The organism is Alphaproteobacteria bacterium (genome assembly GCA_016870095.1).
Taxonomy (GTDB): Bacteria; Pseudomonadota; Alphaproteobacteria; order Paracaedibacterales; family VGCI01; genus VGCI01.
The window spans coordinates 71,486-90,296 of record VGCI01000001.1 but is presented as its reverse complement, the minus strand read 5'-3'; the positions used below and the strand labels follow the sequence as shown (position 1 = coordinate 90,296).

The window sequence follows — 18,811 nt, the reverse complement described above, 5'->3', positions numbered from 1 at the left end:
AATTGATAAAATTTTAAGGAAAAAAAATGACCGAAGTCAGATCACAAACAGGGTTAATGTCTGGTAAGCGCGGCTTGATTATGGGACTTGCCAATGATCATTCTTTAGCTTGGGGTATTGCAAAGAATTTAGCTGCGCACGGAGCCGAGATCGCTTTTACCTTCCAATCTGAAGCTTTAGAAAAACGTGTCCGCCCTTTAGCCCAATCTTTAAATTTTGATTTCTTAATCCCTTGTGATGTCAGTACCGAAGGCGATATTGCTCGCACATTCTCAACCATAAAAGAGAAATGGGGTAAGATTGATTTTGTCGTTCACGCTATTGCCTTTGCAGACAAAGAAGAATTAAAAGGGAAGTACGCTGAAACTTCACGCAGAAACTTCTTAAACTCTCTCGATATATCTTGTTATTCCTTTACCGAAACATGTCGTGAAGCTGCTAATTTAATGACCGACGGGGGCGCATTACTCACCTTAACTTATCATGGTGCTCAGCGTGTTATGCCTCATTACAATGTCATGGGCGTTGCTAAAGCCGCCCTTGAAGCGAGTGTGCGTTATTTAGCCGTTGATTTAGGAGGACAAAACATTCGGGTCAATGCCATTTCTGCCGGTCCTGTTAAAACACTCGCCTCATCAGGTATTGGCGATTTTCGATATATATTGCAATGGAATCAATACAATTCCCCCCTAAAACGTAACACAACGTTAGATGACGTAGGAGGTGCAAGCGTGTATCTCCTCAGTTCTCTTTCCAGCGGTGTAACCGGCGAGATTCACTATGTCGACAGTGGGTATCATGTTGTGGGTATGAAAGCTGTCGATGCTCCAGATATCTCTACGGTTTAATACGAAATGAGGGAAAAAGCAGTTTTCCCTGCTTTTTAAGCATATATTTAATAGATATTTAAGATTTTTAAAGATAAGGTCTATTTAATAGGTATGTTATTACCCCCCAGGAGTAGTCTATGCGGCGTTTTATATTTGGTCTTTTTGCAACTTTAGGTGCTTTTACTTTTCTTCTGATTTTGGGGTTGTCTTGGAGCTTTTATCAGTTAAGTTCCCCTTCTCTTTCCTTTGCTTCGAGCAGTCCTAATCAAGTCATATCCTTAACCCTTGGGGAGCAAAGCCTTGATGAGCAGCCTAAAAATAAAGGACTTATTTCCCTTATCAAAGGACAATCAGTTTCTCTCCATACGATTGTTTCGGGCATCAATCATGCGGCTCAAAACTCAAATGTACAAGGTATTTTTCTTAAAATTGAAGGGAACGCCTTACGAATTGCAACCATTCAAGAGCTACGTGATGCTCTAAAAGCGTTCAAAACCACAGGCAAATTTGTTTATACCTATACAGATAGTTTTGGGGAACTATCTAATGCAACGGGAGCATACTATCTCGCTGCAGCTTCATCAAAAATCTGGGTTATGCCTATTGGGAGTTTTAATTTCAACGGTTTAATTGCGGAAATTCCTTTCGCAAAAAAGATACTCGAGGATTATAAAATTATTCCTCAAATGGGTCGTCGTGAAGAATATAAGGGTATGGTTGAATCTTACACAGAATCCGATTTCACTCCTCCTTACAGACAAAACATGCAACGGCTACTTGATAGCATCACCACACAAATTATCAATGACGTTGCGGCTGATCGTAATTTAAAAGCTGAAGAGGTTCGTAAATTACTCAATACAGCTCCTCATACACTCCCCAATGCTCTCGCTGCCAAAATGATTGATGAGATTGGCTACAAAGACCAAGTAAAAAATGAAATTGAAAAGCAAGTGGGCAGCAAACCTACTTACGTTGAGTTTGAAGTTTATTCCAACACCATAAAACAACCGTCTCAAGGAGACCAGATCGCTATAATTTATGCAGAAGGAACTATTTCGAAAAATAAAATGGCTCATAATCCCTTGTCAGATGACAGTGTGATGGATGCAGTTGAAATTGCCAAGACTATCAGAGAAGCTGGAAAAAATAAGAATATTAAAGCTGTTATTTTGCGAATAGATTCCGGTGGTGGGTTTCCTATTGCTTGCGAGCTCATTGCTCGAGAAGTAGAACTTCTAAAGTCTGTTAAGCCTGTAATTGTTTCTATGTCAAATTATGCAGCCTCAGGGGGATATTGGATAGCCTGCAATGCTCGTAAGATTGTCGCGCAACCCGCAACCACGACAGGGTCGATTGGTGTCTATGCAGGGAAAATTGTCACCCAAGCTTTTTGGGATCATTACGGCATTCACTGGGGGAAAATTCACACAGGAGATAATGCAGCAATCTGGTCAACGGGAAAGGAATTTTCAGTAGAAGGTCGCCAAAAATTTAATGGTTATCTCGATCAAATTTATGCAGTTTTCCAAGAAAAAGTTGCGAAAGGTCGCAATCTATCTGTCGAAAAAGTTCATCAAATTGCCAAAGGACAAGTATGGACAGGTATCGAAGCCAAAGAAAATGGCCTTGTAGATGAGTTGGGCGGTGTTATGAAGGCCATAGAAATTGCCAAGAAAGAAGCCGGAATTGCTCCTCAAGGCCCCGTTCATTTACGCCACTTACCTGAATCCAAGTCTTTGTTCGAAACTGTATTCGAGCGCAATCAAAGCAGCGAAGCAACGTTATTGGCACAATTTCCAGCTCTTCGTAGTTTTTTGCAGTACGTTAACGGGTTATTACTACCTGGACGGGTTGAACTCAAAGTTGATCCTTTAACCCCACAGTAGATATTTTATTGATATTATGTTATCAATACTTTTAAGAAATTTTTATAGAGTCATGATTGATGGCAATAACACGATCGAGTATGCTTCCTCTTGGGACTCTGGCTCATGATTTTGAACTTACCAATACAATTACGGGACAGCCATTGTCCCTACAAGCCTTAAAGTCTCCTAGGGGGACAGTAATCATGTTTATTTGCAATCATTGTCCTTTTGTCAAACACGTCCTCCCCCAAATATTAAAGATAGCCCATGAGTATGGAGAAAAAGGAATTTCATTTGTTGCGATTAGTGCAAATGATCCCATAGCTTATCCGGAAGATGCGCCGCAACAGATGACAGAAAGGGCAAAAGCTCATGATTTCTCCTTCCCTTACCTTTTCGATGAAACACAAAATGTTGCAAAAGCCTATCAGGCTGTGTGTACACCAGATTTCTTTGTATTTGATGGCGCACTGCGCTGCGTATACCGCGGACAACTGGATGACTCTAGTCCAAATAAGGACAGGGCGTATCTGACCGGCTTAACGCTGCGCAAGGCCCTTGACTGTCTTATAAGCGGTGATCCAATTGACCCAGATCAAAAACCCAGTATGGGTTGTAATATTAAGTGGAAAGAATAAGGAATTACTCTATATCATTGAGATAAAGGGTTAACATGGGATTTTGCTCTAATCTCACTTTTCAGGGTAATATAATAATATGAGCTTATTTCAACAAAAATCTTGACATAAACCGCTAATACCGATAGACAAAATAGATAAGCGGTTAACATCGATATAATGTTAAGCACTATCTATTGTCTTTATTTTTTGGGAAAGTGACCCCATGTTTGCAGTAATAAAAACCGGCGGTAAACAATATACTGTCCATGTAAATGATGTTCTTTGGGTTGAAAAGCTAGACGCTGAGCCAGGCGCAGCTGTTAATCTAGAGGAAGTTCTAATGATTAGTGATGGAAAAGCCGTAACCGTTGGAAATCCCACAGTTACTGGCGCAAAAGTTCAAGCCACTGTCGTAGAACAAATGCGGGATCGTAAGGTGATCATTTTTAAGAAAAAGCGTCGGCACAACTATCGCCGCAAAAAAGGTCATCGTCAGCATCTAACCGTTTTGAAGATTGAAAAAATTGTAGCCGGTAAATAATACCGGATCTACACGAAGGAGATAAGTTATGGCACAAAAAAAAGGTGGTGGTAGCACAAGTAACGGCCGCGACTCAGAAGGTCGGCGACTCGGTGTTAAGAAGTTTGGTCAAGAACATGTTTTGGCTGGTAATATTATCGTTCGTCAACGAGGAACAAAGTTTCACGCTGGCAAGAATGTAGGTATGGGTAAAGACCACACCCTATTTTCTCTCATTGAAGGTTTTGTCGAATTTAAACGTGGACAAAAGAACCGTTCAATTATCAATGTTCTTCCTAGCTCCACTGTTCATTAAATAAGCCCCATATTCGCGCCATTCTTAAAATTTCAGTTCTAAATTGATACTAAGTTTGGCGTGAATGTGGTTCGAAAAACTTCTTTATATTCCTCTTTAACTCCTTCATTATATTTATTTCTATTAGCAACCTCATTGGTAATGACGTACAATTTTGGGCCGCCTAGCCACTACAAAATTCACTATTTCGTGAATTTTTGAACATAAAAAAACCGGAGATAACTCCGGTTTTTTTATAATATATATCTGTCACATCATTTTATTTAATTTTGGTTTCTTTAAATAAGACATGCTTACGAACAACAGGATCATATTTACGAAACTCAAACTTCTCAGGCTTTTTACGCGGATTCTTTTTCGCGACATAGAAAAAACCTGTATCTGCTGTACTGAGCATTTTGATTGCAATTGTTGCTGCTTTTGCCATAACTTAAACTCCTCTAATATGTAGATGGGGAATCCATACCCCAATACACCAATAATTAACGCTTGGAGAACTGGAAGCGACGACGCGCTTTGCGTTGACCATATTTTTTCCGCTCAACAACACGACTATCGCGTGTCAAGAAACCACTATGCTTAAGAACAGGGCGCAAGTCTGGTTCAAAATATGTCAAAGCCTTGCTAATTCCATGTCGAACAGCTCCTGCTTGACCTGACAAACCACCGCCAATAACTGTACACCAAACGTCAAACAATCCCGAACGATTTGCAACTTCTAAAGGCTGCGCAATCATCATTTGAAGAACGGGGCGTGCAAAATACTGAGTGCTGCCTTTACCATTAACAATAATTTGACCTTTACCTGGCTTAATCCACACACGGGCAATAGCATTCTTTCGCTTGCCGGTTGCATATGAACGCCCTTGGGAATCGATTTTAGGTAAAACTGGCTCACTATCTGTTGCAGCCGCTGGGGATGCACTTTGTGAAGCTTTACTTGTGGGTGTCGCTGTATCTTTTACAGCAGACTTTAAATCTTCTAAAGCAATTTTGTCGCGTGCCACGGTTATATACTCCTTTTATTCTTTGAATTCAGGGACGCAACATCCAAAACTTCTGGGTTTTGGCCTGCATGTGGATGGGTTGTACCAGCATAAACTTTTAAATTACTCATAATTTGGCGCCCTAAGGGACCTCGAGGAATCATGCGTTCAACCGCTTTTTCAATAACACGTTCCGGGTGTTTACCTTCAAGTATGGCACCAACAGCGCGTTCCTTAATTCCCCCAGGATAGCCTGTATGCCAGTAGAATTTTTTAGCTTCAAGCTTATTTCCTGTAAGTTTTACTTTTTCTGCGTTAACAATAACAATATTGTCGCCACAATCTACGTGTGGTGTATATTCTGGTTTGTTTTTGCCACGTAAAATGTTGGCAACAACTACAGCAAGGCGCCCGAGAATGAGATCTTGGGCATCAATAAGATGCCATTTCTTTTTTACATCTGCGGGTTTTATAGAAAATGTTTTCATTTGTATTCTATCCATAATTAAAAGACCATATTTTATGGTTCTAGAGCATTTATTGACTCACGTCAAGCTCAAATCCTTTAGTTTATAAGTCTTTAATCGTAATGGTATTATAATACCATGACGATTTAATTTATAACTTTAGATTTTTTCAATACTATTTTGTGAAATAATTATTAGTTGGTAGCTTACTTTTAATTCAATAAAAAAAGGCAACCCACTAATAAATGGAAGTTGCCTTTTTGAGATAGCTTTTCTTTATAAAAATGTTTAAAGAAAAATTTTAACCTTTAACCAACTTTTTTCTCGTCGACTTTTTTGTCAACAGCTTTTTTGTCATCGGCTTTTTTGTCATCAGCCTTTTTGTCGCTCTTCAAGTCATGCTTTGCAAGAAATTCAGCAACTTTCTTTTCAGCATCATCTTTTGCGAAAGCATACTTTTCGACCAATAAGCCAGTCAACTCACGTGCTGAACCTTTCAATTTTTGCCAATCGTCATCTGTAACTTTACCCCATTCTTTTTGAACTTGGCCCTTTAATTGTTCCCAACGACCTTTTTCAATAAGATCCATATTCTCAGCAGAAACTTTTTCATCTTTTTTTGCCGCATCATTTGCACAGACAACACCACTAAGAGCACAGGCAGCAACCAAAGCTAATGCTGAAGTTCCCAATATCCAATTCATTTTTTTCATTTTTTTCTCCTTAAAATATTTGTAGATAAAAACACGCTCGATTATCAGTACCATCGAGCCTAACATAAGCGGTCGCTTATTCCTTTTCAAGTTATAATCGTCCTGTTAAAAGCAATACGAGAATAATTATGATGAGAATTCCAGCACCCCCACTGGGAAAGTACCCCCAAGACTGGCTATGGGGCCACTTTGGAAAAGCGCCAACCAAAATCAGGATGAGAACAACTAATAAAACTGTGTGCATCTCCATTATCCTTACGTTGTAAGATTGATTTTCAAATTTTTGTTCTACAATTTCAGTATACCTAATCTAAAGGAAACTGAATTATTTTTGCATGGTAATGTTTTAACCGCAAGGCCCTTAAGAAAGGGTCAGCTTGTTAGGACTATCTCAGCAGTCAAATAAAGAAAAGATTTTTTTCGAGTCAAATTGAGAGTCCCGCTCTTGTTTAGTGCGGGACTTCAGGGTTCGTGCTTAATTTTACGATCCGCGACGTAAGAACGCAGGGATTTCTAACATATCTAATTCATCATGAGAATCTTGTTCTGCAACCTTTGCTATTTCTGGTTGAGGTTGGAGAGTTTTTGCCCGAGAAACACCCGTAAATCTTTCAAACAATGACGTTGGACGTCGTCGTTTTTCTGCATCACCTGCATCTAGCGAAGCAATTTCATCTTCCATAGCTAATGAGGGAGTTGATTGGGGCGCCTCTGGTTCTGAAGTCTCTAATTTTGGTGATGAATCTTTAGCTTGAAAAAGATCAGGAGTTGTCTCAAATCCAAAAAGTTCATTTGATTCTTCTGAAGCCGTTTGCGACTCTGTCGGTAAATCAGAAAAAGAATCTTGGGGTGCTGTTGTTTGAATATCATCTTTTAAATTGGTTTCATCCCCGCCACTCAATGAAACAACTTCAGGGGCTTCTGTCTTTTGAATATTGGGCCCATAATAAACACTATTAGGAGATACAGGTTCTCGTGAAGAGGCTGCAGCCGCCATATTAATAGGACGTGCCATAACGGGAGATGAAGTATTAAGCGAGGAAGAATGTGCGGATTGAAGCCCTCCAATTCCCGTTGCCACAACAGAAACACGAATTGTTCCATTGAGTTTTTCATCAAACGTCGATCCAAAAATAATATTGGCTTCCGGATCAACTTCATCTCGAATACGGTTTGCCGCTTCGTCAACTTCATACAAAGTCATATCATAACCGCCAGTAATATTTATAAGAACGCCTTTAGCACCTTTCATAGAAACATCATCCAATAATGGATTTGATATTGCTGCTTCAGCAGCGTCGAGAGCACGACGATCCCCTTCGGCTTCCCCAGTACCCATCATTGCTTTACCCATTTCCGCCATAACAGCTCGAATGTCAGCAAAGTCCAAGTTAATCAATCCAGGCATCATCATCAAATCTGTAACACCCCGAACACCTGAATATAAAACATCATCTGCCATTTTAAAAGCATCAGCAAAAGTAGTTCTTTCATTGGCAATCCGGAATAGATTTTGATTGGGAATAATGATTAGCGTGTCGACATATTGTTGTAATTCTTCAATACCACGTTCAGCAGTACGAGACCGATGTGTTCCTTCAAAATGGAAAGGCTTTGTCACCACACCTACGGTTAAAATGCCTTCTTCCCGAGCCGCGCGCGCGATAACAGGCGCTGCACCAGTACCGGTTCCTCCGCCCATACCCGCGGTAATGAAAACCATGTTACTTCCCCGCAAGTGTCGAATAATATCCTCTTGCGATTCCTCAGCTGAAGCACGCCCCACATCAGGCTTAGATCCAGCACCCAGTCCTTGAGTAACGTGAAGTCCTAATTGAATTTTATGTGAGGGCTCAACTAAAGACCCACTCAATGCTTGAGCATCTGTGTTGGCAACAACAAATTCTACGCCCTCTAATTTGGCGCGTATCATATTGCAAACTGCATTTCCACCCGCTCCTCCGACACCAATGACTGTAATGCGGGGTTTTAATTCTAAATTTTCGTTGAGCATAGTTAATTCCTTTATTTTTTAAACGAGTGAAAACTTAATAAAATGTTAATCGGAATTCAAAAGAATATCCACCATAATTTTTGCAGACTCATCCTAAATTTATACTCTTTACAGCCTAAAGGATGAATACACGTTGACTCTATACGGTTGATAAGATGTTTACTTTGAAAGTCCCTAAATATCTACAAGATTTTGTTTAAAAATATTCTTCAAATTCAACACTATTTCATGAGACTTTCACCCTCTTTGCGAGAAGGCAGAATGATACTCATCTCTCTGTAACCTTGAAGAACGATTTTGACTCTCGCTCAAGCTCAGTCTTAAAAAACGCATGTTGGTAGCTAGAAATTTTCGCGAAGCCAAGTAGTTGCACGTTGTAATACATTCATATGCGTAGGCTCCATTTGAAGTGTGTTTTGCGAGCCCGCATAATCCCGCCATGCATACTGCAATAAACCAGCACAAGTCGCAAACATCGGATTTGTTGCAAAATCGCTAGCTCCAATAACACCATTTGGCTGTCCTTGACGAACGGGGCGATTCCACAAATTCGATGCCATTTCTCTTATGCCAGGAAGTTGACTCCCCCCCCCTGTCAAAATAATTCGCTGACAGACAAGGCGGTCCATTCCCGTGGCCGCTAACTTATTCCATATGAGCTCCAGAGTTTCTTCGACACGTGCACGCACAATGTGGGTTAACATTGATTTTGAGATTTGATTTGCTTGGGGATCCCGATTTTCTCCCAATTGCGGAACGGCAATATTTTCACGTTCATCAGATGAAGAAAGAATGACTGTACCGTACAGTGTCTTTAGACGTTCTGCTTGAACAAGAGGAGTTGATACTCCACGCGCAATGTCACTTGTAACGTGAGCTCCGCCAAGGGCAAGACTATCTACATGTATTAATGTCCCATCAAGAAATGATGCAATGGTTGTTGTCCCCCCACCCATGTCAATAACGGTAGCACCTAGTGTGAGTTCGTCATCAACCAAGGTAGATAATCCTGAAGCATAAGGAGTTACAATAAAACTTGTCACATCCAAATGACAACGCCCAATGCAATTTTGATAGTTACGAATGAGGGCTTTAGGGGCTGTAACGAGGTAAATCGTAACACTCAACTGGCTCCCAACCATTCCTCGAGGATCGTGAATACCATGTGTATTATCAATTGAATAACTTATGGGAAGTGCGTGGATAATTTGTTGGTCTTCTGAAATTTGGGCATTTCGGCCAAACGTTAATAGACGGCGAATATGCGTTTCATCTACGGTTTGATTTACAATACTTAAATGAGATTCAAAAGTTTGCGATCGCACACTCGACGCCGGCAAATTGACACAAACACCAGAAATTGTTTGACCCGCCATTTGTTCGGCAGAATGAACGGCATTAAGAATGGCATCTTCTAAAGCTTCCAGATCCACAATAAGACCACTCTTTATGCCTCGTGAAGATTGGTGTCCTACACCAATAAGCCGTAAAACCTCTCCCCCTTTTTCATGGGGACGATTTTCTACCTTTGCAATGGCACAGCAAACTTTGCTGGTACCTATATCTAGAGCTGCAAAGATGTCTTGCCTATTTTTAATAGTTTTGGTTGTAAAAATATTCATAATCGTAGTTTAACGAATTTATTCTTGTTTGTCTTGTTGAATTAGGTTTCTTTGCCTCTACCTTTTAAACGCACAGCTGCAGAGGGTGATAAACGCATGACAATTTGATTTTTCACACGCAAATCTATGACAGAAACCTCTTTTGAATTAACCTTTTTTTGCTTAATTAATAAAGATAATCTAACGAGGGCTTCTTCCACTTTTATTTCCGGTAATTTAATTTGCAACGTACGATCCAAGTGTAAATCCCACCTCCGTCCGCCTACACGCACCAATGCCGTCATTCTTTTTTGGATATCCGGAAATTTTTCTAATAAATGCAAAACGTGGGTTGCATGAACAGGCGCATCTCCTCCTACAATGATGGGTAACTTGTCAAATCCCTGAAGATTGTCACTGCTAATAATGACACCTTGCTCATCCACCAAGTAGTGTTTTTGTTGATGTTGCCATAAAGCAACCGGCTGCCGCTCACTTAATTGAATAAAGATAATGCCTGGCAACTGGCGCTTCACCGTTGCTTGACGTATCCAAGATAATTCTTCTAAATCTTTTTTGATTTGGTATGGATCATAGGATAATAAAGGATTTCCCCGACGAACATCGACAACTTTCAAAATTTTCTCGATGGGGGCATTTTTGCGACCTTCTACCAAAACATCAGAAACGCTAAAACCCATTTTCCCGGATGCTGCAACCATAGAATGAGAAATATAATTACCAAATTTTTGCGGGTATTCCGCCCACCATAAAGCGATAGGAATGATAAGTACAAAAAATGAGAATATCGCAATTTTTGCCAAAGGATTGAACCATAAACGGCGCATGGTTGTTTCGACCCGCCAGGAGGGGGAGCCTCTTTTTTGTATAGGCCCTCGAGCACGAGATCGGGAAGGTTTCACTTTTAATGCGCGCATAATTTTTGATCACATTGAGCTTGATCCAGCATCCAGGATATTAGTTCATTAAAGGTAATCCCTTCATGAGCAACAATTTCGGGAAGTAAAGATAATGGTGACATACCAGGTTGGGTATTTAATTCAAGCAAATAAAATTCATCTTGAGCTTCATCATACATGAAGTCTGAACGAGAGACACTTCGACACCCTAAAACTTGATGAGCCCTTAATCCCAATTTCATTACTCTATCATATGCACTTGAGGACAAGGGAGCTGGCATAAGATGTTCTGCTCTTCCTGCTGTATATTTTGCCGTATAATCATAGAAACTTTCTCGGGGTCGAATTTCAATGGCACCGATCGCTCGAGTTCCCATAATGCCAACTTGAATTTCTCGCCCCTGAATAAATTTTTCAACGAGAATGGTTTCTCCAAAACTCCATTCCTTTTGGAATTTTTTAAAATCTTCTTCTGAACGAATAATATAAACGCCCCGGCTAGATCCTTCATTGATGGGTTTAATCACATAGGGCATTGGCATCGGATGCGCCGCATCAATATCTGCCTTAAAACATACTTTCCACGAAGGAACTGCTATTCCTTCTTGCTCAAAAACTCGACGTGATAAAACTTTATTCATGGCAATTGCTGAAGCATCGACACCCGAGTGTGTGTAGGGCACACCTAAAATCTCAAGAAGACCTTGGACAGAACCATCTTCTCCCCCCACCCCGTGTAAAGCGTTAAAAACAATATCTGGTTTGGGCGTTAAAGCTGTCGTTAGTTGAGTCAAATCACGTGTCACATCAATGGCGATCACGTCATGGCCTAACTCTCTCAAAGCATTGCCCACAAGTTTGCCTGAGTTCAATGAAACTTCCCTTTCCGAAGACCATCCCCCCATCAATACTGCCACACGCTTCTTTGTCATTACATGCCTCTTTGTCATAAAATTATTAAATGACACAATTCAAAACTATCGTTGTGCACTCAACCTGAATTCTCATTTTTTCCAGGACTTATCTTTCTAAGTTTTTAAGGACAGGAGCGTCCCATTCTTACAATTTCCCATTCTAGAGAAACGCCACTATTTTCTTGAACCCGGCGTTTCACCTCTTCTGCGAGCAATTCTAAATCATTTGCCGTCGCTTGGTCTAGATTTAACAAAAAATTACAGTGTTTTTCTGAAACTTGAGCGTCTCCAATCTTTAATCCACGACATCCTGCAGCATCAATCAACTCCCAGGCTTTTTGATTAAGGGGGTTTTTAAAAGTGCTTCCGCCTGTTCGCCCGCGAGTCGGTTGAGTGGCCTCACGTTGCTTCAAAATGGCATCAAGATTCGCACTAATCTGCGCAACATCTTTATCTCGATTTCCTTTTAAAACGGCTCCTGTCACAATCCACCCTTCGGGAAGATTTGTATGCCGATAGGTCATTTGCAAATCGTCCGGTGTTAAACGATGTCGTCCCCCTTGGGGGTCTAAAACATGTGCATAAACAAGAATATCTTTCGTTTCCTGACCATATGCACCCGCATTCATTGTTACAGCACCTCCAATGGTGCCCGGAATACCAACTAGAAACTCCAGGTTCCCTAGGCCACTGTTGCGACATGTTAAGGCAACAGTCCGATCAAAACTCCCCGCCCCTACGTGAACGAGATCATTTTCAACACGAATTTCATTAAATCCTCGCCCCAAACGAATGACGATACCTGAAATTCCTCCCTGTCGCACCAAAAGGTTTGAGCCAGCCCCTACAATAGCAACAGGAACATCGTCAGGTTTGTGAGCCAAAAAATCGGCAAGATCAGCTTCATCCGCAGGACGAAAAATCACATCTGCCGGCCCTCCCACTCGAAACCAAGTTTGATCTGCTAATCGGGAGCCAAACAAATAACGCCCCCGAACCGTCGGGAGATGGTCCTGCCAATTTGTCATTGCTGTGCCAATTTTAAAGAATTTTTCAAACCCTCAAGCTGTTCTGGAAGAGCAGCTGCCCATTGAGTGATATTCCCTGCCCCTAAACACAAAATCATATCTCCATCTCGAGGTCCACCTGGGAACAAAGAATAGGCTAAAGAAGCAAGATCTTGGGAATCGGTCAACTCATGAGCTTGATACCCAGTAGAGGCTTTAATGGCTTCAATTAAATGAGGAGTTGTTGCTCCTTCAATAGGTGCTTCACCTGCTCCATAAACCGGCGCAATAATGAGAGCATCAACACCTTCAAAGCAGGTCGCAAAGTCTGAGAAAAAATGATGGAGGCGACTATAACGGTGAGGTTGCGCAACAGCAATAATACGCCCCTTCGTTGCTTGACGGGCTGCCGACAAGACTGTTTTAATTTCGACCGGATGATGAGCATAATCATCAATGACCGTAATACCAGCCCCTACACCCATCTTTGTAAATCGCCGTTTCACTCCCGCAAAGCCCGCAAAAGCTTTGATAATTACCCCATCTTCGAGACCCAATTCTTGAGCAAGGGCAACAGCAGCCAAAGAATTCTGCACATTATGCTGACCCATCATTGGGAGGAAAAGATCTTTAATTTTACGAGGAAGAACAGAAACAGTTTCTTTTGCTAAGGTGCGATGAGCCAAAGCTGCCGGCGTAGCAATCTCCACATCAAACGTGGTTCCTTCCGGACTTTGGCGCATATTGACGGCGCGAACATTTGCGTCTTCACTAAAGCCATAAGTCATTATACGTCGGTCAGATAATTGAGGAAGAATAGCTCGAACTTCGGGATGATCAATACACATAATACCCAATCCGTAAAAAGGGATGCGTTCCACAAAGTCTACGAAAGCTTTCTTTAAATGATCGAAGCTGGCATAAAAATCCATATGTTCTGGATCAATATTTGTCACAACCGCAATTGTGGCTGGCAATCGCGTAAAGCTGCCATCTGATTCATCCGCCTCCACAATAATCCACTCCCCTTTTCCAAGACGAGCATTGGTTTGATAGGCATTAATAATGCCTCCGTTCACCACTGTTGCATCCAGAAGAGCTGCGTCGAATAAAGCTGCCATTAAGGAAGTTGTTGTGGTTTTGCCGTGCGTGCCAGAGATGGCAACCGAAAGCTTAAAACGCATGAGTTCCGCCAACATTTCTGCACGACGAATGACCGGAATTCTCTGATCCCGAGCTGCTTGCAGCTCAATATTTGCTGATTTAATGTCTGAGGAAACAACGACAACTTGAGCCCCTTGAACATTAGATGCCGCGTGGCCAATGGTGATCACCACACCTTTTTGTCGCAATCGAAGAATATTGGCATTTTCAGCAATATCACTTCCGCGAACCTCATAACCCAAATTAAATAGAACTTCAGCGATACCGCTCATGCCGATACCCCCAATGCCAATAAAATGAATAATTTTGACCGTATGGGGAGGAATGCGCATGAGAGAGTAACAGCCTTTTAATATAAGATAAAATACCTAATTATTTGGTAGCAAATTTTCTACCATTTGCGCAAGCTTTTCCGCAGCATTCGGCTGACTAAAGTTATGCATATTTTTAGCCATAATTTTAAGAATATTTCCATTGTTCATAGATTTCATAAGAATTTCTTGCAACTTTTGAGGCATAAAGTCCCGTTCCAAAATGACCCACGCTGCTTGGTTTTCACTCAGGCTGATTGCATTGGCTTGTTGATGATTATCCATAGCATAAGGATAAGGAACTAGGATAGCCGGGCGCCCCGCTACCATCAATTCTGCAACTGTGGAGGCCCCTGCCCGCCCAATGACAAGATGCGCTTCTTTTAGTTTCTGATCAACATCATCAAAAAAGGAGCTGACATGAACACTCAAACCAAATTGCTGGTACGCTTCTTTTGTTTGCTCAACCAATTCTTTGCGACATTGTTGATATACCGTCAACCGCTTACGCATTTCTTCTGGTAAATTGCGTAAAGCCTTGGGAATGACGGTTGAAAAAATACGGGCTCCTTGACTCCCCCCCAAAATAAACAAACAAAAAGGTTCTTGGGCTTCGGAGGGTTTATAAATTTCATCTTGAATAGCAATAATAGACTTTCTTACCGGATTTCCTGTGTAAATAACTTTATCGCGGAATGGTTCAGAATATTTTACCTTTTCAAAAGAAATTCCTAGCCGCCTGACAAACCGTGCCAGAAGCCGATTGGCACGTCCCAATATAGCATTTTGTTCATGTAAAGCTGTGGGAATTCGCAAAATCGTCGCCGCGAGAATGGCTGGAATTGAAGGATATCCGCCAAATCCCACAACAGCAGCTGGTCGGCGGAAAATCATATATCCTAAAGCCACTAAAAAGCTCAGAACCAGATTTGTCAAAAGGATAAAGATACTCAAGCGCGACCCCTCTCGCCCCCGCCAAATTGGCAAGGAGATAACACGACCAATGCCTGGAGCTTTTTGAAATACATGGCCACGATGATCCGTCATAATAATGACCTGGTATCCCCGTGTGCTTAAAACTTCTGAGAGACTCAAAGCTGGAAAAACATGTCCCCCCGTTCCGCCGGAGGAGAGAATGATTGTTTTGCTCATGAAATATTCCCTATGACCATTGTGTTTCTTATTTTAAGGAGGCATTCGTATAGCGTCAAGGAAGAGAGCAGATAAATTATTTTAAAATAGAGAATTTTTGAAACAACTTGACGGGTTGTAAGACAAATCGCTAAAATTGAGAAACTCACAACTCTTTGGAGAGATAAATCATGAAACGCCTTCCTTTATTCCTACTTTTATTTTCTGTCCTCCTAACAAAATCTTTTTTGGGAATGGAAGATTCAAAAATTGTAGATCCGGATGAAATTAGCATAGCCGGTTTAAAACGTGAACATGTCATTCTGGCTCTTTGGAATAATGCTACAGGAAAAAGAGAACATAAAGATAATATACAGTTTCTCTTAACGACTAGTTTGCGATTGCCAACCATAGAGGATGCACGCGCATATGGGGAGCATTGTGGAGGATACTTCTTTGGTCGAAAAATAGTACCCGATTTTAAGGGGGAAAATTATTGTGGTTATGTTTATAACCGCGATCATGGACCTAATAAAGCGCATCAAGTTATAGATGCTTTGAGAAAATGTTCTTTAGAAGGCCCCCTGACTGAAAAAAGAATATTTGCTGTTGTCATTCCTGAGAATCCTGCAGTGGATGAGGCTGAAAAAGAGCGTATGAATACCTTGCTGAACAGCGGTAAACAGGAAGAATTTTTAGCAATGTACCAAACACGAAGAATTCGACAAGATGCAGAGGTAATTTCTTTATTGAAAAGTATAGTGGTATCAGACCCTGATAAAAAAGAAGAAATTGATCAAATTTGCAATGGAGCAGTTCTGAATAGTCTTCGTACACACGCAGTATCAGCATCATCTACTAATACTGAGAACAATGAGCCAACACCAAAAGCAACAACATCTGCAAGTCCAGCATCCAATAATTTACCGTCTCAAACAAAACCCACTAAGCCATCAAAATCCTCCTCATCAACACAGAGAGAACCTGAAAATGCTCCTGTCTTTTCAGCTGAGACGGAAAAAAGTATGAAAGCAGGGCTTCAACGTATGTTTGATGGAAGTAATTCTAGACCCAGGTAAAAAATAGGTAACTTCATCTGCCTTATAAATTTCCTGCAAAATTACGGCAACATAGCTTTAATGCAACTAATTTGCCCATCAGTATAGCTAGTAACTAAAAGATGAAGTTATAACCTTTAGGAGATAAAAATCATGAAACGCCTTTCTATATTCTTAATATTATTTTCACTATTTTTAACAAAATCTTTTTTAGCAATTGAAACCAATAAAAATGAAGATGCAAACAAAATTAGTATTGCCGGATTAAAAAAGGAACATGTTATTTTAGCCCTTTGGAACAGTGCAACAGGAACGAATGCAGCCCAATTAAGCCTCGCATATTTAATAACAAATGTCCACAGTCGCCCAACTGAACAAGCGGCACAAGAATTTGCGAATTCTCAATTTGGACATGACTATTTTGTGGGACGAAAAGTCCCACCTAATTTTAAAGGCGATGAATATGATTGTGCCGATTATAATCGAGATCATGGGCCTAACAGAGCTCAAAAAATCATAGAAGCCTTGAAAAATTGTTCTTTGGAAGGCCCCCTTACCCCAGAAAAAATATTTACTATTTTTGTACCCTTAGACCAAAAATATAATAAAGAAGAAGAGGACCTTATGCATAAATTATTGAAAGAGGGTAAAAGTAGGGAAGCGTTTGCTATGTTGGAAGCGCGTACGATTCGACTCGATGCAGAAGTAGCAGGTCAGGTAGGAAGCTCTCAAAATGCAAATAGCACTCCGGATCAGATAAAAAGCATCACTGAGTTCACTCGCGGGATGATGCAACTCCATGTTTTTAAGAAGAGTTCTCCCACGGCTCCTAAAAGTACTGCTGCTACTGCTACTGCTACTGCTACTGCTGCTACTGCTACTGCTACTACCTCACCCTCAACCCAACCTTCAAATGAAGAAAAACAAGTACCCAGTAGCTCACCTTCTCCAGTAGGGAGCAGTGAATCATCAGCGTCCACACAGGCTCAATCATCAGGTACGTCGATTTTTTCGCGTGAGACAGAGCAGGAAATGGCCAAAGGCCTTCGAAGAATGTTTGGAGGCGAATCCACAACAAGGCGTTAAGATAAGATGTCATTGCAACCTTACTTATAAATTTTCAGCTGACCCGTGACGCCGTCTTGTTAAGGCAAGGACCATACCCATCGACATCGCGAGTGCCAATAGAGATGACCCCCCATAACTAATGAACGGCATCGTCATTCCTTTGGTTGGAATAATGTGTAATGTCGAAGACATGTTAACAAGAGCTTGACTTCCAAATTGAATAATAAGACCACATACAGCCAACACAACAAAAAGGCTATTTTCGTGCATGATTCTCAAGAAACAACGAGCCACGATAAAAGCAAACAACCCAACAATAATTGTACAAAATATAAGGCCAAATTCTTCTCCAGCTACAGCAAAAACGAAGTCAGCATGAGCATCAGGAATATATTTTTTTACCGTCCCCTCCCCAGGACCCCGTCCCAAAAGTCCTCCATTCATAAAGGCTTCTAAAGACTGGTGAACTTGATAAAGATCGTGCTTAGGATCACCGGTTGAGGGATCCAAAAATTGATCAATACGTCTGGCAACGTGAGGGAAGAAAAAATAAGCCCCGATTAATCCAAAAACGCCCAAAGCAGCGACAAGACCCATCCAGAACAAAGGCATACCCGCGATGAAAAGTTGACCAATCCAGGAAGCGGTGGTTACAACGGTCATTCCCAAATCCGGTTGCAACATAAGAAGTAAGACAAAAAGCCCAAGTAAACTACAAGATATCAACATTCCTGGAAATTTAGGATTACGATACCGTTCTGTCAGCATCCAGGCCACCAAAACAGAAAATGCTGGTTTAACAAATTCAGAAGCTTGAATAGAGAAGTTTCCAAAATTGATCCACCGCCGAGCTCCCTTAATTTCCATCCCATTAGTGATCGTAAATACCAGAAGACCTATCCCCACTAAATAAACAAGTGTTGCCAGTCGACGGGTTTGCCGAGGAGTCATAAGTGACGTCCCAATGAGAACAAAAAATGTGGGAATAATCATAATAACATGACGCTTTACGAAATAAAAACCCCCCAGATTTAAGCGATCGGCCACCGGCGGGCTTGCGGCAAAACTTAAGAGAATTCCAATGCCCATCAATATGGTTACGGCTCCTAAGCTCCATCGATCAACTGTCCACCACCACCGACCCAAAATACTCGTGTCGCGCCTTGAGAATGTGTACTTCCTTGCCTTTAGGGTAGAGGCTTCCGCTAGAAGAGGAATATCCGTGAGATCTTTCGGTTCAACAGGGGACTGACTCACCCCTTTTTGCCGACGTTTCCACCCCAAATTTTGACTCATAAGC

19 protein-coding genes are annotated in these 18,811 nt (G+C 41.2%); 6 read left to right on the top strand and 13 right to left on the bottom strand.

Annotated features, from left to right (window positions below; all coding sequences use genetic code 11):
* Nucleotides 1–56 precede the first annotated feature (56 nt).
* From fabI to FJX03_00365, 5 genes are all read left to right on the top strand, one after another.
* A complete protein-coding gene (gene fabI / locus FJX03_00385) occupies nt 57–848 on the top strand; it encodes an enoyl-ACP reductase FabI (GenBank protein ID MBM3632156.1) in 792 nt (263 codons plus the stop codon).
* A 119-nt stretch (nt 849–967) separates the two neighbouring features.
* On the top strand, nt 968–2,719 hold the full coding sequence (gene sppA / locus FJX03_00380) for a signal peptide peptidase SppA (protein ID MBM3632155.1): 1,752 nt from the start codon (nt 968–970) through the stop codon (nt 2,717–2,719).
* 59 nt (nt 2,720–2,778) lie between these two features.
* On the top strand, nt 2,779–3,339 hold the full coding sequence (locus tag FJX03_00375; protein MBM3632154.1) for a thioredoxin family protein: 561 nt from the start codon (nt 2,779–2,781) through the stop codon (nt 3,337–3,339).
* 205 nt (nt 3,340–3,544) lie between these two features.
* Entirely contained in the window at nt 3,545–3,862 is a 318-nt protein-coding gene (gene rplU, locus FJX03_00370) for a 50S ribosomal protein L21 (protein MBM3632153.1), read from the top strand.
* Between the two features lie 28 nt (nt 3,863–3,890).
* Complete coding sequence (locus FJX03_00365; protein ID MBM3632152.1) at nt 3,891–4,157, top strand: 50S ribosomal protein L27; 267 nt, start codon at nt 3,891–3,893, stop codon at nt 4,155–4,157.
* A 259-nt stretch (nt 4,158–4,416) separates the two neighbouring features.
* On the opposite strand, the gene rpmG is transcribed toward FJX03_00365, so the two are convergent.
* The 12 genes from rpmG to murG all read right to left on the bottom strand — a co-directional run bounded on the left by rpmG (nt 4,417) and on the right by murG (nt 15,406).
* The gene (gene rpmG / locus FJX03_00360) at nt 4,417–4,584 is read right to left on the bottom strand and encodes a 50S ribosomal protein L33 (GenBank protein MBM3632151.1); all 168 of its coding nucleotides are present in this window, start codon (nt 4,582–4,584) and stop codon (nt 4,417–4,419) included.
* A gap of 55 nt (nt 4,585–4,639) precedes the next feature.
* Complete coding sequence (rpsI, locus tag FJX03_00355; GenBank protein MBM3632150.1) at nt 4,640–5,164, bottom strand: 30S ribosomal protein S9; 525 nt, start codon at nt 5,162–5,164, stop codon at nt 4,640–4,642.
* Nucleotides 5,165–5,166: 2 nt separating this feature from the next.
* Entirely contained in the window at nt 5,167–5,631 is a 465-nt protein-coding gene (rplM, locus tag FJX03_00350) for a 50S ribosomal protein L13 (protein MBM3632149.1), read from the bottom strand.
* Nucleotides 5,632–5,918: 287 nt separating this feature from the next.
* Complete coding sequence (locus FJX03_00345) at nt 5,919–6,200, bottom strand: CsbD family protein (protein ID MBM3632148.1); 282 nt, start codon at nt 6,198–6,200, stop codon at nt 5,919–5,921.
* Between the two features lie 214 nt (nt 6,201–6,414).
* Nucleotides 6,415–6,573: a DUF3309 domain-containing protein gene (locus FJX03_00340; protein MBM3632147.1), complete on the bottom strand. Its 159-nt coding sequence runs from the start codon at nt 6,571–6,573 to the stop codon at nt 6,415–6,417.
* A 231-nt stretch (nt 6,574–6,804) separates the two neighbouring features.
* Nucleotides 6,805–8,337, bottom strand: a complete 1,533-nt coding sequence (gene ftsZ, locus FJX03_00335; protein MBM3632146.1) for a cell division protein FtsZ — start codon at nt 8,335–8,337, stop codon at nt 6,805–6,807.
* A 341-nt stretch (nt 8,338–8,678) separates the two neighbouring features.
* Nucleotides 8,679–9,959, bottom strand: coding sequence for a cell division protein FtsA (gene ftsA, locus FJX03_00330; protein MBM3632145.1), 1,281 nt, complete (start codon nt 9,957–9,959; stop codon nt 8,679–8,681).
* 41 nt (nt 9,960–10,000) lie between these two features.
* Nucleotides 10,001–10,876: an FtsQ-type POTRA domain-containing protein gene (locus FJX03_00325; GenBank protein MBM3632144.1), complete on the bottom strand. Its 876-nt coding sequence runs from the start codon at nt 10,874–10,876 to the stop codon at nt 10,001–10,003.
* On the bottom strand, nt 10,864–11,790 hold the full coding sequence (locus FJX03_00320) for a D-alanine--D-alanine ligase (GenBank protein ID MBM3632143.1): 927 nt from the start codon (nt 11,788–11,790) through the stop codon (nt 10,864–10,866). Before FJX03_00320 ends, FJX03_00325 begins: the two co-directional genes overlap by 13 nt.
* Before the next feature lie 104 nt (nt 11,791–11,894).
* On the bottom strand, nt 11,895–12,800 hold the full coding sequence (murB, locus tag FJX03_00315; protein ID MBM3632142.1) for a UDP-N-acetylmuramate dehydrogenase: 906 nt from the start codon (nt 12,798–12,800) through the stop codon (nt 11,895–11,897).
* Nucleotides 12,797–14,275: a UDP-N-acetylmuramate--L-alanine ligase gene (locus tag FJX03_00310; GenBank protein MBM3632141.1), complete on the bottom strand. Its 1,479-nt coding sequence runs from the start codon at nt 14,273–14,275 to the stop codon at nt 12,797–12,799. Before FJX03_00310 ends, murB begins: the two co-directional genes overlap by 4 nt.
* A gap of 36 nt (nt 14,276–14,311) precedes the next feature.
* Entirely contained in the window at nt 14,312–15,406 is a 1,095-nt protein-coding gene (gene murG / locus FJX03_00305; protein MBM3632140.1) for an undecaprenyldiphospho-muramoylpentapeptide beta-N-acetylglucosaminyltransferase, read from the bottom strand.
* A 170-nt stretch (nt 15,407–15,576) separates the two neighbouring features.
* On the opposite strand from murG, the gene FJX03_00300 reads away from it, so the two are divergent.
* A complete protein-coding gene (locus FJX03_00300; GenBank protein MBM3632139.1) occupies nt 15,577–16,464 on the top strand; it encodes a hypothetical protein in 888 nt (295 codons plus the stop codon).
* Nucleotides 16,465–17,553: 1,089 nt separating this feature from the next.
* Here the strand turns inward: FJX03_00300 and ftsW are convergent.
* A complete protein-coding gene (gene ftsW, locus FJX03_00295; protein ID MBM3632138.1) occupies nt 17,554–18,807 on the bottom strand; it encodes a putative lipid II flippase FtsW in 1,254 nt (417 codons plus the stop codon).
* Between the last annotated feature and the right edge of the window lie 4 nt (nt 18,808–18,811).